Origin of the sequence: Nocardia sp. NPDC058058, assembly GCF_042885355.1 — a bacterium.
In the GTDB taxonomy this organism is placed as follows: Bacteria; Actinomycetota; Actinomycetes; order Mycobacteriales; family Mycobacteriaceae; genus Nocardia.
In genome coordinates, this window is sequence record NZ_JBHVSA010000001.1 from 85754 (window position 1) to 107473 (window position 21720).

At 66.1% G+C, this 21720-nt stretch carries 20 protein-coding genes and 1 pseudogene; 6 read left to right on the forward strand and 15 right to left on the reverse strand.

Features of this window, described 5'->3' with window-relative positions:
- Window positions 1–41 precede the first annotated feature (41 nt).
- Window positions 42–197: a hypothetical protein gene (locus ACFVUS_RS00420; RefSeq protein ID WP_364633016.1), complete on the forward strand. Its 156-nt coding sequence runs from the start codon at window positions 42–44 to the stop codon at window positions 195–197.
- On the opposite strand, the gene ACFVUS_RS00425 is transcribed toward ACFVUS_RS00420, so the two are convergent.
- Complete coding sequence (locus ACFVUS_RS00425) at window positions 198–1160, reverse strand: LysR family transcriptional regulator (RefSeq protein WP_387760961.1); 963 nt, start codon at window positions 1158–1160, stop codon at window positions 198–200.
- A gap of 23 nt (window positions 1161–1183) precedes the next feature.
- On the opposite strand from ACFVUS_RS00425, the gene ACFVUS_RS00430 reads away from it, so the two are divergent.
- Entirely contained in the window at window positions 1184–2104 is a 921-nt protein-coding gene (locus tag ACFVUS_RS00430; protein ID WP_387760962.1) for a serine hydrolase, read from the forward strand.
- A 52-nt stretch (window positions 2105–2156) separates the two neighbouring features.
- On the forward strand, window positions 2157–3125 hold the full coding sequence (locus ACFVUS_RS00435; RefSeq protein ID WP_387760963.1) for an MBL fold metallo-hydrolase: 969 nt from the start codon (window positions 2157–2159) through the stop codon (window positions 3123–3125).
- A 10-nt stretch (window positions 3126–3135) separates the two neighbouring features.
- Here the strand turns inward: ACFVUS_RS00435 and ACFVUS_RS00440 are convergent, their stop codons facing one another.
- Both ACFVUS_RS00440 and ACFVUS_RS00445 read right to left on the reverse strand, forming a co-directional pair.
- Window positions 3136–3918, reverse strand: coding sequence for an SHOCT domain-containing protein (locus ACFVUS_RS00440; protein WP_387760964.1), 783 nt, complete (start codon window positions 3916–3918; stop codon window positions 3136–3138).
- Window positions 3919–3925: 7 nt separating this feature from the next.
- A complete protein-coding gene (locus tag ACFVUS_RS00445; protein WP_387760965.1) occupies window positions 3926–5398 on the reverse strand; it encodes an FAD-dependent oxidoreductase in 1473 nt (490 codons plus the stop codon).
- Between the two features lie 203 nt (window positions 5399–5601).
- Between ACFVUS_RS00445 and ACFVUS_RS00450 the strand changes: the two genes are divergently transcribed.
- A complete protein-coding gene (locus ACFVUS_RS00450) occupies window positions 5602–6699 on the forward strand; it encodes an NAD(P)-dependent alcohol dehydrogenase (protein ID WP_387760966.1) in 1098 nt (365 codons plus the stop codon).
- A 21-nt stretch (window positions 6700–6720) separates the two neighbouring features.
- Here the strand turns inward: ACFVUS_RS00450 and ACFVUS_RS00455 are convergent.
- Window positions 6721–7614, reverse strand: a pseudogene (locus ACFVUS_RS00455) (Rieske 2Fe-2S domain-containing protein); the annotation flags it as partial.
- Between the two features lie 203 nt (window positions 7615–7817).
- Between ACFVUS_RS00455 and ACFVUS_RS00460 the strand changes: the two are divergent.
- Window positions 7818–8066: a hypothetical protein gene (locus tag ACFVUS_RS00460; RefSeq protein ID WP_387760967.1), complete on the forward strand. Its 249-nt coding sequence runs from the start codon at window positions 7818–7820 to the stop codon at window positions 8064–8066.
- 34 nt (window positions 8067–8100) lie between these two features.
- Here the strand turns inward: ACFVUS_RS00460 and ACFVUS_RS00465 are convergent, their stop codons facing one another.
- The 11 genes from ACFVUS_RS00465 to ACFVUS_RS00515 all read right to left on the reverse strand — a co-directional run bounded on the left by ACFVUS_RS00465 (window position 8101) and on the right by ACFVUS_RS00515 (window position 20692).
- The gene (locus tag ACFVUS_RS00465) at window positions 8101–10641 is read right to left on the reverse strand and encodes a helicase C-terminal domain-containing protein (protein ID WP_387760968.1); all 2541 of its coding nucleotides are present in this window, start codon (window positions 10639–10641) and stop codon (window positions 8101–8103) included.
- Window positions 10642–10920: 279 nt separating this feature from the next.
- The gene (locus tag ACFVUS_RS00470) at window positions 10921–11892 is read right to left on the reverse strand and encodes an ABC transporter substrate-binding protein (protein WP_387760969.1); all 972 of its coding nucleotides are present in this window, start codon (window positions 11890–11892) and stop codon (window positions 10921–10923) included.
- A gap of 29 nt (window positions 11893–11921) precedes the next feature.
- On the reverse strand, window positions 11922–12941 hold the full coding sequence (locus ACFVUS_RS00475; protein ID WP_387760970.1) for an ABC transporter permease: 1020 nt from the start codon (window positions 12939–12941) through the stop codon (window positions 11922–11924).
- A complete protein-coding gene (locus ACFVUS_RS00480) occupies window positions 12938–13699 on the reverse strand; it encodes an ATP-binding cassette domain-containing protein (protein WP_387760971.1) in 762 nt (253 codons plus the stop codon). Before ACFVUS_RS00480 ends, ACFVUS_RS00475 begins: the two co-directional genes overlap by 4 nt.
- A 118-nt stretch (window positions 13700–13817) precedes the next feature.
- Window positions 13818–14765 (reverse strand): ABC transporter substrate-binding protein, encoded by a 948-nt coding sequence (locus ACFVUS_RS00485; RefSeq protein ID WP_387760972.1) that lies wholly within the window; start codon window positions 14763–14765, stop codon window positions 13818–13820.
- A 32-nt stretch (window positions 14766–14797) separates the two neighbouring features.
- Window positions 14798–15967 (reverse strand): LLM class flavin-dependent oxidoreductase, encoded by a 1170-nt coding sequence (locus ACFVUS_RS00490; RefSeq protein ID WP_387760973.1) that lies wholly within the window; start codon window positions 15965–15967, stop codon window positions 14798–14800.
- Window positions 15964–17058, reverse strand: coding sequence for an LLM class flavin-dependent oxidoreductase (locus tag ACFVUS_RS00495; RefSeq protein WP_387760974.1), 1095 nt, complete (start codon window positions 17056–17058; stop codon window positions 15964–15966). Before ACFVUS_RS00495 ends, ACFVUS_RS00490 begins: the two co-directional genes overlap by 4 nt.
- Window positions 17055–18080, reverse strand: coding sequence for an ABC transporter substrate-binding protein (locus ACFVUS_RS00500; RefSeq protein ID WP_387760975.1), 1026 nt, complete (start codon window positions 18078–18080; stop codon window positions 17055–17057). The genes ACFVUS_RS00495 and ACFVUS_RS00500 overlap by 4 nt, the downstream gene beginning before the upstream one ends.
- 20 nt (window positions 18081–18100) lie before the next feature.
- A complete protein-coding gene (locus ACFVUS_RS00505; RefSeq protein WP_387760976.1) occupies window positions 18101–18811 on the reverse strand; it encodes an ABC transporter ATP-binding protein in 711 nt (236 codons plus the stop codon).
- Entirely contained in the window at window positions 18808–19659 is an 852-nt protein-coding gene (locus ACFVUS_RS00510) for an ABC transporter permease (RefSeq protein ID WP_387760977.1), read from the reverse strand. Before ACFVUS_RS00510 ends, ACFVUS_RS00505 begins: the two co-directional genes overlap by 4 nt.
- 1 nt (window position 19660) lies before the next feature.
- Complete coding sequence (locus ACFVUS_RS00515) at window positions 19661–20692, reverse strand: NrtA/SsuA/CpmA family ABC transporter substrate-binding protein (RefSeq protein ID WP_387760978.1); 1032 nt, start codon at window positions 20690–20692, stop codon at window positions 19661–19663.
- Between the two features lie 180 nt (window positions 20693–20872).
- Here ACFVUS_RS00515 and ACFVUS_RS00520 point away from each other — a divergent pair, with 180 nt between their 5' ends.
- On the forward strand, window positions 20873–21631 hold the full coding sequence (locus ACFVUS_RS00520) for an IclR family transcriptional regulator (protein WP_387760979.1): 759 nt from the start codon (window positions 20873–20875) through the stop codon (window positions 21629–21631).
- Window positions 21632–21720 lie beyond the last annotated feature (89 nt).

Below are 21720 nucleotides of genomic sequence, written 5' to 3' on the forward strand. Positions count from 1 at the left end.
CTAGGTATTTCGGCCAATTTCACGACGCCATAGGAGATCATGTGTGCCAGCGAATCGTCTGTCAGGCCTGCGGTAAGCCCTCCTTCCAGGGCTGCGGCGAGCATGTCGAGGAAGTACTCGGCGATGTGCCTGTCGCACAGCGCTGCTCGTGCGCGAACCCGGGCGGCGGCAGCCGGGGCCTGTTCTCCCGGCAGTGATCAGTCGCGTGGTCGCGGCGTATAGACGACCGACCACGGCCCGGCACCGCCCGGTGTGGCCAATGCCGATCGGGCGCCGTCGGCGGTAAGGACCTCCGCGGTGAGCTGGGCGAAACGGGGTGCGGCGGGGTGGGCGCCGGTGACCGGCCAGACCGCCGCGAGCCGGCGGTGCAGCGGGCGTCCGGCAATCGGACGCCAGGCCACCCGCGGTTCCCGGCGGGCGGTGCTCTCCTGTTCCAGTGCGATCCCGTGCCCCGCCAGCACCAAGCCCAGCAGGAATTCCGGATTGCGGGCATGCCGGATGCGGGCGGGCACGAATCCCGCTGCCCGGCACTGATCGAGGAGCCGATCGTGCCAGTCGGGCGCGGCGGCGCGGGGGAAGAGCACCAGATCGTGTCCGGTCAGGTCCGCGAGGTCGATCTCCGAGGACCGGGCCGAGGCGGCGGTGCGCGGCAGCACCACGCCGAGTTCGAGATTCACGATCGGCCCGTGTGCCAGCTCGAGCTGGGCGACCGGATGATCCACCAGACCCACGTCCAGGTTCGAGGTATCGAGCACCCGGAGTTGTTCGGCGGTGGTGAGTTCCAGCAAATCGACTGTGAGACCGGGTATTTCGGTCTCGATCCGGGTCAGCAGCGCGTGCAACAGGGTGGCGGGCAGATCCGGCGGGACGCCGGCGCGCAGGGTACCGAGATCGCCGTCACCCGCCTTGCGCATGACGGTGCGCAATCGCTCCTCGGCGGCGAGCACCCGCCGCGCCTGATCGATTAGCAGGGTGCCGGCGGCGGTCAGCTCGACCTGTCGGCGGGAGCGATCGAACAGTGTCACGCCGAGTTCGCGTTCCAATCGCTGTACCGATTGGCTCAGCGGCGGTTGCGCCATACCGAGCAGTTCGGCCGCCCGGCCGAAATGCAGTTCCTGCGCCACAACCAGGAAGTAGCGCAGGTGCCGGGCCAAATCCACCCGGCAACGATATGCCATCGGGTATGAATCGGGGATCCGGCTACCGTGGTCCGGTGCTGGAAGAGATCTTCGCGGCGGTCCCGGTGCGGGGCCGGTTGCATGCCATCGATATCGATACCGGCCGCGAGGTCGCGGTGGGCGCGGACGAGCGGGTGGTGATCGCCTCGATCTTCAAGATCCTGCTGGTGCTGGAGTTCTGCCGGCAGGTGGACGCGGGCCAGGTGGACCCGGCCGAACGGGTGCTGGTGCGGGCCGAGGATCGGCTCGGCGGCTGGGGGACCGCGGGCTGCGCCGACGATATCGAACTGTCGCTGCGTGATCTGGCCCACTTCGCCATGTCGGTCAGCGATAACACCGCCGCGGATCTGCTGCTGCGCCGGATCGGCACGGACACCCCCGGCCTGCTCGCCGCCGAACTCGGGCTCGACCACACCCGGGTGATCGGCGGCCCCAGACAGCTGCTGGAATCCATGCTCGCCGACGCCGGTGCGGCCGACGGGGCCGAATTCGCCCGCGTCTACCCGACTTTGACGCGCGAGCGGATCGCCGCCATGCGGGTCTTCGATCCGGAGCACACCACCTCGAGTACACCGCGCGACATCACCTCGCTGCTGACGCTGATCTGGCAGGATCGCGCCGGTTCGCCCGCCGCCTGCGCCGCGACCCGGGATCTGCTGGGGCGGCAACTGTTCTGGACCCGGCTGGCGGCGGGCTTCCCGGACGATGTGCGGGTCTCATCCAAGACGGGCACGCTACCCGGTCTGCACATGGAGGCGGGCGTCATCGAATATCCGGACGGCGGCCGGTACGCGGTGGCGATCTTCGCGCACACCGAGGGGCTCGGCAGCCGTCGCCTCGACGTCGATCTGGCCATGAGTCGCGCCGCCCGCGCCGCCGTGGAAAGCCTGCGGACCAGCTCTGATATGAGTTCGCATATGGCTTGATCGGTCTTTTGATCTTGGACACCGGCGGGTTCGGGCTGCTTTCGTCATCGCTATGACATCCCGTATCGACCGCCGCCGGTTCCTGCGCGGCGCGGCCACCGCCGGAGTCGGTCTCACCGCCGCCGGAACCACGGGCGCGTTCGCCCTGACCAGGCGTGACAGCGCACCCGATCGGCGAAAGGACTCCGCCGCAATCGAATTGCAATGGCTCGGCGTCTCCGGCTGGCGCGTCGACCTGGCCGGCGAGACCCTGCTGATCGACCCGTACCTGACCCGCTACCCGGTCGGCCTGACCACCGGCGCGTTCGACACCGCGACCCCGCTGCGGGTCGACCCGGCCGCCATCGATCCGCATATCGGCGCACCGAAGCGCATCTTCGTAACCCATACGCACTGGGACCATTTCAACGATGTCCCGCATATCGCCACGACCACCGGCGCTCGCGTGCACGGCACCCTCACCACCTGCAATATCGCCCAATCCATGGGCGTCCCCGCCACCCAGCTGAGCACCGTCAAGGGCGGTGAGATCCTCGACTTCGGCACGCACACAATGGAAGTCATCAGTTCACTGCACAGTCGCACCGCGTCCTACGGCGTCACCTTCCCCGGCGTTCGGCCCACCCCGCCCGAGCGCCCGGCCACCATCGCGGACCTGCCCGAGGGCGACACCCTCACCTTCCACCTGTCGGTCAAGGACGGCCCCAGCGTGTTCTTCATGGGCGCAAGCGATTTCGCCGCCCACAACCTCGAAGGCATTCGTCCCGACATCGCCATGATCGCGGTCAACTCCGCCGACACCACCTACGCGTACCTGCCGCGTCTGCTCGCGACCCTCGGCAATCCGGCCACGGTGATTCCGGTGCACTGGGACGATTTCGAATCCCCGCTGCAAAACCCGCCCCCGATCGGCGCGAAGGACCTCGCCCGTCGCGATGCCTTCGTATCGGCGATACATACCGCCAGCCCGAACAGCAAGGTCGTCATTCCGGAGTACCTGACCCCCTATCGCTTCGCGTAACGCGGCGAGTTCAGTGGCTCCCGAGGATTCGCGCCTTCGCGCGCTCGTATTCGGTATCGCTGAGCTCGCCCCGATTGTGCAGGGCGGCAAGGCGTTCCAACCGTTCGACCACACTGTCATCCGGATCGGGGTCCGGCGTGCCGGAGGGCCGGTACCAGGGCAGCACGAGGCGGGTGCGGGTGGGATCGTCCCGTACGTATAGGGCGCGCACGGGTAGCTCCAGCCAGTCCCGAGTGGCGTTGACGCGGGCGGAACAGGCGAATCCCTCGCTGTCGGTGAAGCTCAGCAGGGCGGTGCCGATATCGTCCACCACTTCGAAGTCGCTCAATCGTGCGGGGGCGCAGGGTCGCCCGAGCAGGCGCGGGATCAGGCCGCTCATCTTCAACTCATAGCGCAGGGCCAGGACCGTCACCGCGACGCCGATCCAGGCCAGTACGGTGCTCGCGATGGTCCAGCCGGAGTAGTCCGAGGCGCTCTGTAGTCCGTCGGCGGTGGCGGCGCGCCAGCCGTCGACCGCAGCGAACGCGCAGACGCTCAACGCGATTCCGAAGCTGAGTCCGCGCAGGATCGACCAGCCCGCATAGACCAGGACGACACCGGTCGCGATACCGCCGAGGAGCAGCATGATGCGCGGGTCGTCGGTGCTGCATCCTTCGCCGTCGCAGCTCCACTCGACGGCGTGCAGTGAATAGGTGGCCTGGCGCATCAGTACCCAGGCCGCGACCGCGAGCAGCGCCGAGAGCACGAGCAGGCCGGGTGCGCGGAAACGGCCGGGACCGGGGGAGTCGGACACGCCCCGATTATGCGGTGGATTCGGTGCCGTCGCAGCGGGCGAACCAGTCGGGGATCACATCGTGGGCGAAGGCGCTGATGCATTCGGCGGTGGGGCCGGACAGGATCTCGCCGGTGAAGTAGATGCCGTGGCGGCCCTGGAGATTCGCGACGCGGTCGAACCAGCCGTCGCGGATCGCGGCCGCGCTGGGGTAGGCGGGCCATTCGGCGATGGTTTCGGTGATGAGTTCCGGGTCCTCGAACAGGAACAGGCTCTCCTTGGCCAGGGACCAGGCGGCCGCATCGGAGAGGGACAGATCCGAATTGCTGAAGCAGACCCAGTACGGGCCGGGGTGCTGTTTGTTGACGGCGGTGATGCGGTGCAGGGCCTGTTCTGGATCGGTGTCGGAGTAGCTGCCGTAGGGGTCGATGACCCAGAAGCCCAGGGGCTCGGGTGCGTTCGGTTTGCGCGGGAAGCTGATCAGTTCGCCGGTGGCCTTGATGAGGTAACTGCGGGTCCAGGTTCGGGGGCAATCGCGTTCGGCGAACAGCTCGTGAATGTCACCGCCGGGGAAGATATCCCGGATCTGTGCCGGGCGCGCGGTGATGATCACGCGGGCGTATTCGGCGTCGCGCTGTGCGCCGTCGCTGTCGTAGGCGACCCGGATACGTTCCGGGGCAAGGGGTTCGATCGCGGTCACCCGTGCGTCCAGCCGAACGTTCAGCGCGCGGTCCGCGACTATGCGCCGCAGCAGGCTGATGAACCCGTGCCGCATGCTCAGCGTGACCGGACGCTTCGAACTCATCTGTGCCAGTAGTGATTCCGGCAGTCGGGCGAGCAATTCCGTGCGTTGCGCCGGATACAGCGACAGGATCATCTTCGCCAGCTGCGACACATGGCCGGAGATGTGGGCGTTGATATTGATGACGGTCTCGGCGGGCTGGAGGGGCCGTCGCATATTGGCGTACAGCGTGATGCCCTGTAGCACTTCGCCGATCAGCGGCGCGTGCCGCGCGCGATAGGTCTCCCAGGTCTCACCGGGCACCCGATCGAAGGCCAGCCCGTTCAGACCGGGGCCGCGCTTGTCCCGGAGCGCGCGCTCGATGATGGTCCACGCCTCGGCCAGCTGGTCGGCGGCCTGCTCCGGGCTCAGCTGCGCGAACAGCGGTACGAAATGCGGCGGTGGCGCCATCCGCGGCTTGCCGGAGTCGTCCCGGGACAGGAAAAACAGTGCCTCGGTTTGCATATCGACCGGATGACGGGTGAGCAGCCGATGGATGGCGGTATCGGCGAAGTCCGCGCCGAAACTCTGCTGAATGACCAGGTGTGCCTGGAAATCGTATGTCTCACCGTCGATTTCGGCGGTCTGGCAGTAACCGCCGAGCTGTGTCCCGGCCTCCAGGATATCGATATTCGTGTACCCGAGATCGCGGAGTTCGGCGGCCGCCATGATGCCGCTCTGTCCCGCGCCGACGATGCAGATGGGAGCCGCGAGATCCATCGGGAGTCCTTCAGATGCGACGCAGGGGGTGAGACGAGTATGAGGTATCGAGCGTCCGCGTATCACCGGTCCGGTGGGAACGGGCAGGGCAAGCCCCTGCCCCTGTCAGTGGAACCTGTTCTAGATTTGTGTGCCGCCGCGCCCTAGGGTGGCGGGGATCGGCGTGAGATTCCCTTCGCCGAACTTGGGAAGGAGTTGTCCGGATGGACATCACTGCCGCGGTCGCGCGCGGAGCGCAGGTTCCGCTCGCGCTCGAAACCCTCACGCTGGAGGAACCCCGCGCGAATGAGGTCCTGGTGCGCATTGTCGCGACCGGTGTCTGCCATACCGACCTGGTCACCAAGAGCGTCTTCCCGGCGGAGTTGCCCATCGTGCTGGGCCATGAGGGCTCGGGCATCGTCGAGCGGGTCGGCTCCGAGGTCACCGACGTGAAGCCCGGCGATCACGTGCTGCTGACCTACAGCAGCTGCGGCACCTGTAGCCAGTGCACCACCGGTGCGCCGTGCTACTGCGAGAACTTCATCATCCTGAACACCTCCGGTGGTCGCTCGGACTTCACCTCGCCGCTGAGCGTCAACGGTGAGCGGGTCATGGGCGCGTTCTTCGGCCAGTCCAGTTTCGCCACGCATGCGCTGGTCCTGCGCACCAGCGTGGTCGTGGTCGACGACGAGGTGGATCTGGTGGCGTGCGCGCCGTTCGGCTGCGGTGTGCAGACCGGTGCGGGCGCGGTCGCCAATGTGATGCGCCCGGCCCCGCACGAGTCGATCGTCATCTTCGGCGTCGGCGGTGTCGGCATGTCCGCGCTGCTGGCCGCTCGCGCGCTGGGGGTGGAGAATATCGTCGCCGTCGACCTGTCTGCCGAAAGGCTCACGCTGGCAAAGGAACTCGGTGCGACCACGCTGATCGACGGCGCGGCCGAGGATGTCGTGGCCCAGGTGCACGCCGCCACCGGTGGCGGTGCGACCTTCGCGCTGGACACCACCGCCGCCAATCCGGTCATCGCCAATGCCCTACTGGCGCTGGCTCCGCGCGGCACCCTGGTCGTGGTCGGCCTGGGCGAGGCCAGCATGGATTTCGAGATCGGTCATCTCACCGGCAATGGCAAGGCCGTCCGCGGTTGTATCGAAGGCGGCGCCGACCCGCAGCAGTTCATCCCCCAGCTCATCGAATGGCATCGCGCGGGCAAGTTCCCCATCGAGCGCATCTCCCGGCACTATCCCTTCGCCGAGGTGAACACCGCCATGCACGATGCCGAGATCGGTACCACCATCAAGCCGATCCTGGTGCTGCCCAACGCCTGATCCCGCCGGATAGAACTGCGCGTACCAGCGGCGCAGCGACTTGATGCCCTTCTCGTGCGGTAGCAGTACGGGACGGGCTCGATGGATCTTGTGATCCCAGATATCGAGCTCCTCCCGTACTTCGCCGAGCGCGACCATGCGGAACGCGAGCTTCAATACCGTTGTGGCGAGCGGGATTCGGGGTCGGCGAATGTAGTACAGCATCCGCAGTTCGCTACTGGTGTCATCGATCGGCGTGGTGAGCGCGATGGCGGTCATGGTGATCAGCGGCCCGCCCGTCCGCACCACCATGACGCCCGGGCCGTACATGAATACGTCGAAACTGTTGTCGACCCAGTAGCCCAGTACGGATTTGCGGAACCGGCTGTGTATTTCGGCGAACGGCCCATTCGGGATGAGCTCCTGCACCGGCGGCTCGCTCTGCCCGTGGATATGGTGGAAATGCGATTCGTCGACGATGTTCTCGCGCATCTCCTGCACGTGAATCCGCGCCGTCAACATGTCATCGATGGGTCGCGCGTACCCGCGATCGACGGCCTCCGGAATCTCCGGCACCTCCCATGCCGGTTCGTCCGCCCCGGTGTAAACGAAAATCAGCCCGCTGTGCTCCCGCACCGGCAACCCGGTGAGCGTCACCCGGGGCGGCCGAGCCGCGAAAGGCGCTGCGGCACAGGACCCGTCACTCTCGAACTGCCACCCGTGGAACGGGCACTCCAGCCGCCCGTCCACCACCTTCCCGCCCGCTCCCAGATGCGCCCCGTAATGCGGACAGTGCGCATCCCGCACGGTCGCCGCCCCATCCCGTCCCCGGAAAGCGACCAGCGCCCGCCCGAAGTAGTGCAGGCTCACCACCTCTCCGCTTTTCAGCCGCGAACTCCGCAGCACCGCGTACCACCCCTGCGGCACGGTAGGCATCGGATACTGATCCGCGCGCACATCGCGCGGCAGTGTGGACAGTCCGGAACGATCACGTCGGAAGATCACCCCGAAACCATAACTAGAACCTGTTACAAATCCGTGAACCCACCCTGTCAGCCGACTGTCAGCCCGCTATCAGCGCACCCCGGCATCGTTCTCCCCATCGGGCCGAAAGAGCCCGCGACACAAGGGAGAACACCATGAACGCCACCCAGACCCAGCACCTGATCGAATCGCTCCAGCACCGCAACGCCCAACTCCAACAGCAGGTCCTACACCTCCAGCAACAACTCGCCGCCGCCCAGCGCCCCCACCCATCCCAGCGCACCTCCGGCCCCACCGACTTCCTCACCGGCGCAGCCGAAATCGCCCTCGGCGTCGGCGGCGGCATCCTCGCCGCCGACCTCATCGGCGATGTAGCAGGCGACCTCTTCGACGACCTGTGGTGATAGCCGAACCGGCAACTCGCCTTGCTTACCCGGGCTAACCGCGAAATATTTTGAGTACGGCCTGGTTCCGAATCAATTTGCCATTGCTGGGTGAAAGTAGTCGCGACAGCCAATCGCCGGATGGAAGCTGCTTCTCAACGGTCACGCGTGCTGCACCGCGCTCCGCAGCTGTGCCTGACCCGAAAGTGGCCAGATATGTGGTGAAACGAGTCGCCATCTCGCCAAACAGGGCTTCAGCCGCATCGATATGAAGTAGTGCGATATCCGCACTCGCGGCGGCTGCGGCGTCCGGCGATACTGTTTCCTGGACGGTCAACAGGCATCCGATTACTTTGGCGGTGGGATACTTCTTCTCCTCTTCCTTGACCTGCCCAAGGAGCTGATTGACATCGTCTCGGGGTACCGAATCTGGTCCTGTGCCGGTCTTGATCTCCCAGACTCTGCGATGTCCTTTTCTGGGAGTCGCCCATACCCACAAAGCATCGCTCGCACTTCGACCGGATGGCCTGCTGCCGGTTACGCCACACAGTGCCGCCAAGACCTCCAGGGCTTCTGCCCGTTCATCGTGTGTACCGGAAAGCTTGCCCTGCGCTCGAGCTATCTGGTTCCGAAGCTTTTCGGGTCGAGAATCTCTAATCCACTGGTCCCATTCCAGAAAGAGCGCGTCGTTGGAGGTAGGCGTCAGGGTTCGGCCCGCCAACTCATCAGCGGTGCGCTCGAGCCGCACGAACCACGCGGTGCGCGGGGCCGCTGCGACAGCCTGGGCCAATGCTTCGCTCGCTGCTTGCTCGGCCTGGTCACCACCGCTGAGGTACAACGCCTGAGCCCGAACATAGCTCCAGAAGGCGCTGTGCTCCGATTCATGATGCGACGCCAACGACTCTGCTGCGGCGCCTGCATGAGCCGCGGCCTGGCGCAGATCGCCGATCCACATACAGGTTATTGCCTCAACCTCATCGTTCGAGCTGTCTGCACGTGGATTTCGATGGGTGCGGCCTGGGCGGTTTCGCTGGGAGCCAGCTTGTTTCACGTCGGATGCGGCGACGGTGCGATGAGTCTTCCAGAACTCGGAGGCTGAGGCGAGGACCCTCTCGGTGCCCGTTTCGTGCAGCTCCAGCGCCGAACGAACGACCGGCTGAACATCGGACCCGAGGGAGGATCGGACTGCGCTCTCGGCGAGAGTGCTCGTAAATCCCGGATCTAGTCCGAGGTACATGGCCGAATCGTTCTTCGTCCGATTGGCGCGTCCGAGTGCCTGAGTGATTCGCTGCCCGACACGGTGTCGCATGAAAGTCGCATCGCTGAGATACGCCACTACGAACCTTTCAAATTCGGTCGAGGCGGCGGGAACACTCGGAATCACTACCAGCCGACAGACTTCATCGGGAAAGTCCATGCCATCGAATCTGCCTGCCGCAATAAGATGTCCGCCAGTCGATTCGCGCCAGGTGTCCAGTTCCGCGTCGTCACCGGAGCCCAGTCGGAATGTGTCGAAATCTCGTTCCCGGAGGTGAATTTCAAGCAGGTCTGCCTCGTGATTGCTCGCGCACAGCCAAGCGACACGACCCGGGCCGTCATCGCGTGCTGCCTGCGCTTGATCGAGAGCAAACTGGAGAGCGTCGGGCTCCGTGGGTTCGTTCACGTACGGGTTAATCAAGAACAGCCGTCGTCCGGTGGAAGCTGTTCGCAGCTTTTCGGGCGTTTCGATTGTCTCAACCGATCGCACTCCGAGTCGGCGCTGTAGGTCGCCCGGTTGTCCGAGAGTTGCGGAGAGGTAGATTCGAATCGAGGATCTCGAATAGCCAGGAACAGTTTGTGTCGGCGGGTGATAAGGCCGGATCTCTATTCCGGCAGGACCCACCAGTACGCCACACTGCCGGACGCTGGTCCGGATCTTCTGCCAGGCGTAGAAGCCGGGAGCTCTCGAGGCCACAACCGATGAATGATCGATTGTTTCGATTGCACTCGGTGCAATAGCGCACCAGTCGTTGAATGCGATCAATTCGGGTGGGCTGCTCGTGGGTGCGGTGCCGTCCCGCAAGGCTTGGAGAGTCGGATACGCCCCGGGAGTCTGCTGAAGAACAAGGTCGCAGAGGTTCTGATATAGATCGGTTCCACCTCCGGCAGTGCGTGGAATCCGGAGCGTGAACAAGTTTGCGAGCGGCTGTTCAGCCAGGTGAGCATCATCGAAAATGATCAGGTCGGCTGGTTCGATCTTTGGGCTGGCGTTGAAATATACCCAGTAGTTCATCACTCCGATTGCTTGTGCCTGGTGGTAGTCATCGACTTGTGCGCCAGGGTAACGACCGGCTTCGAACCGATGGGCGTCTATTCCTGGAAGTGCCGCTGCTTCGCTCTGGACCTGCACGGCGAGTTGCTTGGTGCCTGTCAGATAGGCGATCGACATTCCTTCGTCGAGCGCCCAGTCCGCGATCAGCAATGCGATCAGGGTCTTGCCTTCTCCAGTCGGGAGTTCCACCCCGATGTCCCGCACATGATCATGATTCAGATCCGCGAACCGCTCCAATACGTAACGCTGGGCGGGACGCAAATCTGCATACTTGTCGGAAGCCATCTGGTTCAGGCGATCGGAGAACGTTAGGCGAGTCATTCCAAAATCGTCCGACTAGGCCAAGTCCGTTCCAATGCCATTGCGTGCCAACTTCGGTGTTTCTGAGGGTTGACAAGAAGTTGACGCGAGAGATCGACAGTCCGTGGTGAGGGAGCCATTATCCCTCGTGGCCAGTGTCCTGAAAGAACTCGTTACGAAATCGGCGCTGTTGATCTCGACGTCGGCTTGGAGACGCGATGATCGGGTCTGCTTGCGGCTGCCAACGAATTGTATTGATCTGTATCAGCACTTGGCCTTGTAGAAGTACTGGTCGTTGCTGGAGAGGTTGTCCTGGGTCAGGGCGATCATGCCGGTTTGGATGTTGCGGGTGACGGGTTTGCCCTCGAGGGCGGCGGCGGCCTGGTCGACGCCCTGTTTGCCGATATCGCCGGGGTTTTGGGCGATCAGGGCCTGGACGGTGCCGTCCTTCAGGTCCTGGACCTGTTTGGGGCTGGCGTCGAAACCGACCACTTTGACCTGGCCCAGTTTTCCGGCGTTGCGCAGGCCGGTGGCGGCGCCTTCGGCGGAGCTGAGGTTGGTGGCGAAGATGCCCGCCAGGTCGGGGTGGGCGGCCAGGGTGGCGGTGACTATCGAAGCGGCGGTGGCGGCTTCGTTGTTGTTGTACTGGACGCCGAGGGAGGACATGCCGGGATGGGACTTCAGTTCAGCTTCGAAGCCCTGGGCGCGCTGATCGGTGGTGGAGGTGCCCGCCTTGGTGTTGATCACCAGGACGGAACCCTTGTCGCCCACCAGTTTCGCCAGGGTCTGGGCCGCGAGCTGGCCGCCTTTGACATTGTCGGAGGCGATGGATGACAGGGCTATCGACGTGTCCTCCAGGGCGGTGTCGACCTCGATGACCTTGATGCCCGCGTCCCTGGCCTGTTTGATCGGGCTGGCCATGGCCTGTGCGTGGGTGGGTGCGATGAGGATCGCACCGGGCTTGTTGGCGATGACGCCGGTGACTATGGGGGTCTGCTGGGCGGCGTCGAATTGGGTGGGGGCCTGGGTGTCCAGGGTGTAGCCGAGCTGTTTCGCCTCGGCCTGCGCACCGCACTGCATGGAGATGTAGAAGGGTTCGTTGGCCACGCCGGGGATGAGCACCAGCTTCTTGGCGTCGCCGCTGCCCGAATTGCTCACCGAGCCACCGCAACCCGTCACCAGCGCCGCCACCGTCACCACCACCCCGGCCAGCACGGCCGTTCGTCCGGTCCTCATCATCGGGCCCTCACCTTCGAATTGGGTTGTTACCGGTCCCGTGACCGCCTGCGGTACTGGTCGAACCACACCGCCGCCACGAGCACGACGCTCACCGCGATGGGCTGCCAGAACACCGGCACACCCGCGATGACGAAGCCTTTGCGCAGCACCGAGGGGATGAAGACCCCGATCACGGTGCCGAGTACCGATCCCACCCCGCCGAACAGGCTGGTACCGCCGATCACGACACCGGCGATGGCATCGAGATTGTCGGTGCCGTGGCCCGCGATGGTGGTGGTGCCGAAGTATGCGAGATTCATGAAACCGGCCAGGCCCGAGAGCATTCCGGCCATGAGATACACCAGGATCAGATGCCGGGTGACATTGATGCCCGAGCGCCGGGCCGCCTCGGCATTGGAGCCGATCGCATAGGTGTGCCGCCCGAATCGGGTGGTGTGCAGCAGCCACGCCCCGAGCACCGTGACCACGGCGGCGACCAGTACCAGATCCGGGATGCCGCCCAGTACGGTGCCGAAACCCAGTGAATCGCGCAGCTTTCCGGGGACGGTGCGGGTATCGACACCGCCGGTGATCAGCTGTGCCGAACCCAGTGCCGCTCCGAAGGAACCAAGGGTGACGATCAGGGGCGGAATCTTGGCCTTGGCCACCAGGAATCCGTTGATCAGTCCCCAAAGCGCCCCGCCCGCAATGGATATCAGCAGTCCCAGCAGGATGAGTCCCCATCCGGCATGGGTGGCATCCCCGTTCGGGCTCAGCCGCTCCATGGTTTTCGCGGCGAGCACCCCGGAGAAGATCAGCACCATGCCGACCGACAGATCGATTCCGGCGGTGACGATCACGAACGTCATACCGATCGAAAGCACCAGCAGCACAGAGGTTTCGATCAGCAGCGTCTGCAAGGTGAACCGCGTCGGAAACGCGTTCGGACTGGTGATGCTGAACGCGATGTACAGCACCACCAGCACGATCCCGATCCACAGCGTGCTCGCACCGGCCAGCCGCTGCCACCGGGTCGGCGCGGGCAGTTCGGCGGTCTCCTCGCTCATGCCGCGTCCTCGGGCGACAGCGCACCGGTCATGGCCCCGACCAGTTGCTCCAGCGTGGCATCGGAGCCGAAGCGCGCCACTCGCCGCCCCAGCCGCAGCACCTCGACGCGATCGGCGACCGCACGCACCTCGGGCATATTGTGGCTGATCAGCACCACGGCGATACCCTGATCCCGCACGCGCCGAATGACTTCGAGCACCCGCTCACGCTGCACCACACCGAGCGCGGCGGTCGGCTCATCCATGAAGACGACCTTGCTGGCCCACAGCACCGCCCGCGCCACCGCCACGGTCTGACGCTGTCCGCCCGACAGCGCGCCGATCGGCACATCCGCGCGCGGCAACACCACCCCGAGTCGCTGAAAGTGTTCGGCCGCTTGGCTTCTCATTCGCCTGCGATCGAGCATGCCGAGCCTGCCCGGGAGCCCGCGCCGCAAAAGTTCCCGCCCCAGAAAGAGATTCGCCGCCGGATCCAGATCGGGCGCGACCGCCAGATCCTGGTACACGGTCTCCACCCCGAGCCGCCGTGCGGCCGTCGGCGATGCCATTCGCACCGGCTCGCCATCGAGCAGTATCCGCCCCGCATCGGGCTGCTCGGCTCCCGAAAGGCATTTCACCAGGGTCGATTTCCCGGCCCCGTTATCTCCGATGAGCGCGACGACCTCTCCGGCGGACACCTGAAAATTGGCCCCCCGCAACGCTTCCACGCCGCCGTACCGTTTGACCAGCCCTTCGGCTTCCAATACCACGGTCGGCATAGGCGATCACCCCGGCAACATTGACCTGAACGGACGTCCGGTCCGTCCGCCGATCGTACGATCGGCGCGGTGTTGCCGGGGTGGATACGGCGAAGATCGCCTATGCCACGCCGTGGACTCAGACAGTCGTGCCGGACTTGGTCTCCTCGACCGCCTGGTTGATCCACGGCACCACCGCATCGCGGACCTGGACGGTGCGGGGGAGTAGGCCGTTGGCGGCCAGCAGGTCCGCGGCGTGCTGCTGCTCGTCGAGGAATTCCTCGGTGACCGCGTTGACGCCGAAGGGACGGCCGCGCAGGGCCGCTTCCCAGGCATCGAGGTCGGCGGTGCCGCCCGCGGCGATGATGTCATCGACGAAATACTGGGCCGCCGCACGGGGATTGGCGGTGATCCAGGCGTCGGATTCCTGGAGGGAGGCGATGATGGCCTCCAGTTCCGGGCGGTGGTTCTCGGCGATATCGCGGCGGGTGAACCACAGGGACGGGTGGCTGAAGACCGATTCGGTATCGACCAGGGTGTGCAGTTCCACCGCGGCCTCGACGGCGGTCAGGCCGGGGTAGGCCCCGGTCCAGGCATCGAGGTCACCGGCGAGCAGGGCGTCGCCGCCATCGCGGACGTCGGTGTCGACGGGTTCGATATCGGACCAGGTCAGGCCCGCCTTCTCCAGGGCGAACAGCAGCAGGGTGGTCTGCCAGGACCCGTGCGCGATACCGACGCGCTTACCCTTGAGATCCGCGACGGTGCGAATTCCGCTGTCGGCCTTGGTGACCAGGCGGCCGTTCTCGATGCGCGGGCCCGAGATGCCCACGTAGACCAGATCGCGACCATTGGCCAGACCGGTCACCGGCGGGGTGAAACCGGTGCCGATGAAGTCGTAGCCGCCCTCGGTGAACAGCCAATCCGAGTGCAGCGAGGGCAGACCCGTCTTCGGATCGACCCGCTCCGAACGCGGCAGCGTGCGCAGATCCACCCATTCCACATCGGGCAGACGGGTTTCCAGGATGCCGCGATGCCGCAGCACGAACAGCGAGTTGTTGTGCGGGAAGTAGCCGACACGCAGGGACATGAATACTCCTCGGGTAGGGGTCGCGACCGGGATCAGTGCGCGAGTGAGAGTGCGGGGGTGGAATCGGGTGCGGTGAGGCGGGATCGGCCCAGCAGCGGCAGGACCTCCTCGCCGACGCGGTAGGCCTCTTCCAGGTGCGGGTTGCCCGCGAGGATGAAGGCGTCGACGCCGAGGTCGACGAGTTCGTCGAGGCGCTCGGCGATCTGTTCGTAGCTGCCGACCAGGCCGAAGGCCGGGCCGCCGCGAATGAGGCTGAAACCGCACCAGACGTTGGGCTGGACTTCGAGATCGCGGTAGCCGGTGATGGTTTCGGGAACCCAGCCCTTGATGCGAGCCGCGCCGACGGAATCACCCTGGGCGGCGCGGTTGGCGGCATCGCGGTCGACGAAGGCCCAGCCCTTCTCGATCTCGGCCCAGGCGGCTTCCTCGGTATGCCGGGCGACGATATCGATGCGCACCGCGAACTTCGGGGTGCGGCCGGTGATTTCGGAGTGCGCGCGCACGCCGTCGAATTTCGCGCGCAGATCGGCATAGGGCTCGAGCCAGGACAGGTAGTAGCCCGCGTGCCGTCCCGCCGCCTGTACGGCCGCACCCGATGAGCCGGAGAAGTACACCTCCGGAAACGGCTGGCCCGCCAATCCCGGTGCCAGCGCGGCGTTTTCGGTCTGGAAGAACCGTCCGTCGTAGTCGAAGGGCGCACCGTCCCACACCCCGCGCAGCACGTCCAGGAACTCACTGGTGCGCGCGTACCGATCGTCGTGCGACACCTTGTCGCCCCACCACAATTGGGCGGGTCCGCCGCCGCCGCTGATGATGTTGTAGACCAGCCGCCCGCCGGTCGCGCGTTGCAGGCTCGCCGACATGCGAGCCGCCTGCACCGGATGCAAGAAGCCCGGCTGGAACGCCACCATGAACCGATAGGTGGTGGTCTCGCGGGCCAGTGCGGCCGCCACCGCCCACGGATCATCGGTGACCGGGAACGAGGGCAGCAGTCCGCCCAGGAATCCGGCGGCCTCGGAAGCCTTTGCGACAGCGGCGATATGGTCGATGTAGGCGTACCCGTCGAGCTCCCCGCCGCGAATGCCCGGTGCGATATTGCCCGGACCGTATCCGCCCGCATGCCCGCGGTTGTAGCGGCGCGGCGTGCGCAGCGACGCGTGATCGCCTTCCATGCCGATCCGCCAGTAGGTGTCGATGGTCATGCCGTGGCCTCCTGAACCAGAGTGCGCCCGGCCGGATCCACCAGATGCAGCAGATGTTCGCCGGTGCGATGCAGTTCCTCGATCTGCGGATGGCCGACGAGAACGAAGCTGTCGATCCCGGCGTCGCGATACGCCGAAAGTCGTTCGGCCACCTGCTCGTAACTGCCGACCAGGCCGATCGGCTGCGCATAGCCCAGCTCGCCGAATCCGGCCCAGCGGTTGCCGTCGAGAGTCAAAGCGCCGGAGGGGGTTTCGTCCTGCACCTCATGCCACTGCCGGTGTACCCGCGCCCACGCCTCCTCCTCGGTCTCCCGGGCGATGATCGGTATCTCGAGTCCCGCTCGCACGCTTCGCCCGGCCACGGCAGCCCGCTCGCCCAACTCGGCGATGGCGGCGTCGATGCCCTCGGGTGTTTCGGTGAACAGGTGCACGTCGCCGTGCCGAGCCGAAAGCTCCAGCGCGGGTGCGGAAGTCCCGGACAGGTACACGGTGGGGAACGGCAGTCCGGAGAGAATGCCCCGGAATCCGCCGTCGATCACGTCGTAGTACTCGCCGTCGAATTCGAATCCGGTGCCCTTGAATCCCGCACCGGGGACCGGTGTCTCATTCCACACCCCGCGTGCGACGGTCAGGAATTCGGCGGCCCGGGCGTAGCGATCCTCGCCCGCCACGCGGTCGCCCCGGGTGCGGGCGTCGTCGGCGTCCGTGTCGACCGCCAGCCGCCAGCCCAGTCGCCCGTGCGAAAGCTGTTGCAGCGTGGCCGATATCTTCGCCGCGTACACCGGAGTGCCGAACGCGGGCTGGAATTCGACCACGACGCGGCCGTACCGGGTGGCGCGCAGCGCTCCGCCCGCCACGATCCACGATTCCTCGCCGGCGGGATCGTAGGGTGCCAGCACCCCGTCCAGTCCGGAAAGCTCGGCGGCATCGATGATCTGATGCAGGTCGTCGAACGGCCCGAACCTACCCGGTCGCACATCGGTGGCCGGGGTGCGCGGCGGCGGCCCGCCGAAACCCCCGCGATGCCGCGTCTCCGGCCGCACATGCCTGCCATCACCCCGACTGGGCAACCGCCACAGGAATTCGGTCATGCGGGCACCTGCCCCGAGGCCACCAGTTCCCGAGCCCGCTCCAAAGGCTCGCGCGCGACCCAGCTTTCGAGATCGAAATCAGCCGCCAGGAAGCCGTGCGTGTACAGGAACTGCTTCTGGATCCCGATCAGCTCCAGGCGCTCATCCGATAGCGACGGATGCAGTCCGCGATGGAAGTCCTCACCGTACGCGGCGGCGACACCCAGCGGCCCGGAGAGTGTTTCGCGCTGCAGGACCTCGCGCACGCCGTCCAGATTCCCGGCCGCCCAATCGGCCGCGCGCAGGCTCTGCGCCAGGAACCCGATCACCACTTCGGGCCGTGATTCCAGCAGATCGGCATGCACGGTGATGGGCCGCGGCGTGCCGTTGTTGACCCGCAGCCGCTTGCTCTCGGTGGCGTCCAGATCGACCGCGACCCGCAAACCGTGTTCCCGTGCGACCTCCTGCGCCCGCGCGCCCTTGACGTAGATGGCGTCCACCTCACCGCGCAGCAGTTCCTCGACGCCCCAGGTGACATCGCGGCGCGATTCCCGAACCGCGGTGCGCACCTGCGGATTCCGCTCGACGGTGACCTCGGTGACGATGGCGTCCGCCAGGGTCAGCCCGGCCAGCCGCAGCGCGCTGGCGAAGCCGTGCAGTGCCATGGCACGCGGAAAGCTCCGCGCCTGATCCTGCGCCCACGCCGGAATGCCGAGCCGCAACCCCGCCAATTGCGCGGGTCCGGCAACCTCGGAATCCGGTCCGACCAGAATGGCCTGCGACTCGTCGATCCAGGTCAACCCGATCAACCGGGTCGGCGAACCCTGCGCGCGAGCCGCGATGGCGGGCACATTGCCGCCCTCGCGCACCAGCCCGGACAGATCGTGCAGGAAGTGATGTCCGGCCAATTCCGGTCCGGCGTCCTGCAATACGCCGAATTCCAGTCCGGAGGCGGCGGCGGTATCGCCGAGCCAGCCCAGGCTGTGCGCGAGGCCGCTGGCGGTCGGGACCGGGCAGCGGGTGTACCAGAGTGTTTCGGTCATGATCGCTCCTGAAGAGAGGGTCAGTGCGCGGCGGTCGGCCGCACACCGAGGTGATCGAGGAATTCGGCTCGCAGCCGCAGGGTTTCGGCGTCCGCGCGATCGCGGGGACGCGGCAGGTCGATGACGGTGTCGACGGCGAATCGGCCCCGATCGAGAATCAGCACCCGATCGGCGAGCCGGATGGCCTCGTCCACGTCATGGGTCACCATGAGCACGGCGGGACGATGCCGGGCCACCAGATCGCCCACCAGATCCTGCATCTGCAACCGGGTGAGCGCGTCCAGCGCCGCGAAAGGCTCATCCAGCAACAGCAATTCGGGTTCGCGCACCAGCGCGCGGGCCAGTGCCGCGCGCTGCGCCTCGCCGCCGGAGAGCGTCGCGGGCCACTGCCTGGCCTTGCCGTCCAGGTTCACCTCGGCCAGCGCGCGCAGTCCGGCGTCCCGGTTCTCCCGCGAACGCCGCTGCCCGACAATCACATTGGCCAGCACCCGCTTGGACGGAATGAGCCGGGGCTCCTGATAGACGGTGGTGCGGCGCGATGGCACCAGCACCCGTCCGGCATCGGGCGCTTCGAGCCCGGTGAGCAAGCGCAGCAGCGTGGTCTTACCGGTACCGCTCGGCCCGAGCAGCACCGTGAACTCACCGCGCTCGATGGTGAGATCCACGCCGTCGAGAACGGTCTTGTCGCCGAACGACTTCCGCAGTCCGGTGATCGATACCGCGGTGCTCATCGGATCGCCACCTGCTTGCGCCACGGCATGGCGAGCTTCTCCACGATCCGCACCGCACCGTCGAATATCAGACCCAGCACCGCGTACAGCACCACGCACAACACCATGTAGTCGGTGCGGTTGTATTCCTGCGCCAGCGAGACCAGATATCCGACACCCTCACGCGTGCCGACCTGTTCGGCCGCGATGAGCCCGGTGATGCTGATGGACAGGCACACTCGCAACGCCATCAGGATGCCCGGCAGCGCCGACGGCAGAATCACCTCGAGCACCAGGCGCGGCCCGCGCAATCCGAAACTCCGTGCCGCCTCGACCATTTTGCGATCCACATTGCGGACCCCGAGATAGGTGTAGGCGTACATCGGCGCGACGGTCGCCACCGCGATCAACAGCACCTTGTACAGCTCGTCGATACCGAACCAGGCGATGAACAGCGGGGCCAGCGCCAGGAACGGCACCGCCCGCACGATCTGCATGGTCGAATCGACCACTTCCTCGCCGAGACTGGACAATCCGGCGGCCAGGCCGAGGATCAGCCCCGCACCCACGCCGAGCCCGACCCCGGCGGCGGCGCGCACGAACGAGGCCCAGGCGAAGTCCGCCAGCTGACCGCTGGACGCGAGTTCGGTGAACGCGCTCCACACCTTCGGCGGTCCGGCGATGACCTGCGGTTCGATCGCCCCGGTCGCGGACCCGATCCACCAGGCGGCGAAGATCAGCGCGGGCAGCAGGAATCGCAGCGGCACCGAAAGCCAAGCGGGCCTGCGTCGTTCGACCCGGCTGCGCGGCGGTGCGAGTACCGGCTCCTTCCGGACCGCTGCGGCCGGAGCCGCGGTGATCACCGCCATATCAGCTGCCCGCCTTGATGGCCGTCAACTGATCCTGGTTCAGCTTGGACTTCAGGTCGTAGAAGATATCGGCCGCGGTGATCTTGCGGGTGATCACGCCGTTGTCGAAGAACACGTTCACCACATCGGCGAGATCGGTCGCATCGGTCGCGGACGGCAGGCGCGGCACCGTGGCCTCACCGCCGACCCGGATGGCATCGCTCAGTCGCGCTCCGGAAAGCGCACGCGGACCGGTGGTTTCGAAGACATTCTCGAAATCGGCGGGAGCGGCGTGCTGTTTGGCCGTCAGCCCCTGGAGCACTTCGAGATACTTGGCCGCGATGGCGGGATGCTTGTCCAGCACCTCGGTGCGGAATACGACGACGCTATTGTCCTTCGACCCGATGCTCTGCTCGGTCGCGATCTCGATGCCGCCATTGGCCTTGGCCTCCTGGTACGGAATCAGGAACGAAGCCCAGGCATCGACCTTGCCGGTGGCGAACGCCGAGGCGGCATCCTTCTGCTGCAACGGCACCCGGGTCACCTTGTCGGCCGGAATACCCGCCTGCGCAAGGGCTTTGAGCAGGATGTACTCGCCCTTGGCCGCCGGATTCACCGCGACCCGCTTGCCCACCAGATCCGCGACCGAGCGGATGCCCGAACCGGGGGAGGCGATGATGCCGCTCTGATCCTTACCGGCCGGATCCTGCACCGCCACGATCCGCACGCCGACGTCCTTGGACAGCGCGCCCACCACCGGGCTGAACGCCGCGCCCGACACGTCGAGCTCCTTGGTGTTGAACAGCTTCAGCATGGAGCTGAAACCCGGTGTGGTGTTGACCCATTCGATCTTCGCGCCGAGCGGTGCCAGTGCCGCGTCGAAGGTGCCGTCGCGCTTGCCGACCGCGATCGGCCCCTCATTGCCCGGGTCGACCACCTTGAGCACGATCGACGGTTTGTCACCGCCGCCGGAGTCGGAACCGCATCCTGCGACGAGTGCGGCGATGGGAACGATCGCGAGTGCGATACGCATGAGGGCTCGCCTACGGGACATCGTGGAGACTCCTGTTCCGGATTGTCGATCAATGCCTCCGGACAGTAGGGAGGGGAGCGGTCCGCGACCAGGTAATGCTTTCCGTGGATCGGAAAGCTTGACAGATCGAGTTCGGCTGCTACGGAAATACTTTCCACATAGCGGAAAGCTCCGGCGGTGCGGCTGTGTTAGCGTCGCACCGTGGAAGCTTCCGGCGTACAGACCGTCGCCCGCGCCCTATCCGTCCTGGACTGTTTCCGGGGCGGTGAGGAGCGGGGCGTCTCCGATGTCGCACGGCAGCAGGGCCTGGCGGTGAGCACCACGCATCGCCTGCTCACCGCGCTGGTGCAGGCCGGATTCCTGGAGAAGGATCCGGAATCGAGCCGCTATCGCATGGGCGGCGCACTGGCCGAATACGGTCAGATCGCGTACCGGCAACACCGCATCTACCTGGCCGAGCCCGCGCTGGAACAGCTCGCCAACACCACCGGGGCCAGCGCCTCGGTCGCCACCCGGCACGGTATTCACGCCGTGCTGCTGGGCACCAGCCGCTGGCGTGAATCCGACGGTCACGAACTCCAGGGTGTGCGCCTGCCCCTGCACGCCAGCGCCCTCGGCAAGGCGCTGCTGGCCTGGTCCGATGCCACCGATGACGAATTGCGTGACCTGCCTTATGAAGAGGGCACCGATCGCTCCGTCTCCGGTCCGGCCGAACTGCGCCGCGAACTCACCGTCACCCGCGATCGCGGTTACGCCTACAACGACGAGGAACTCGATCCGGGCTTCCGCACCATCGGCCTGCCCATCCTCGACGCGCACGATCGCTGCCGATTCGCCCTGGGCCTGCGCGGACCCGTCACGCTCATGATTCCCGAACGCGTGCCGTTCTTCATCGAACTCGCCAGGGTGACCGCACAGGATATCGCCGCCAAGTTCGCGGCCGGCCGAATCGATGGGTAACTGTCGATTTACACATTCGCGGTGTGGTTGACGCATGTTTACTTCACACTGAGCTCCTGGCAAACGCCGTGTGAGGGCGGCGTTTTCAC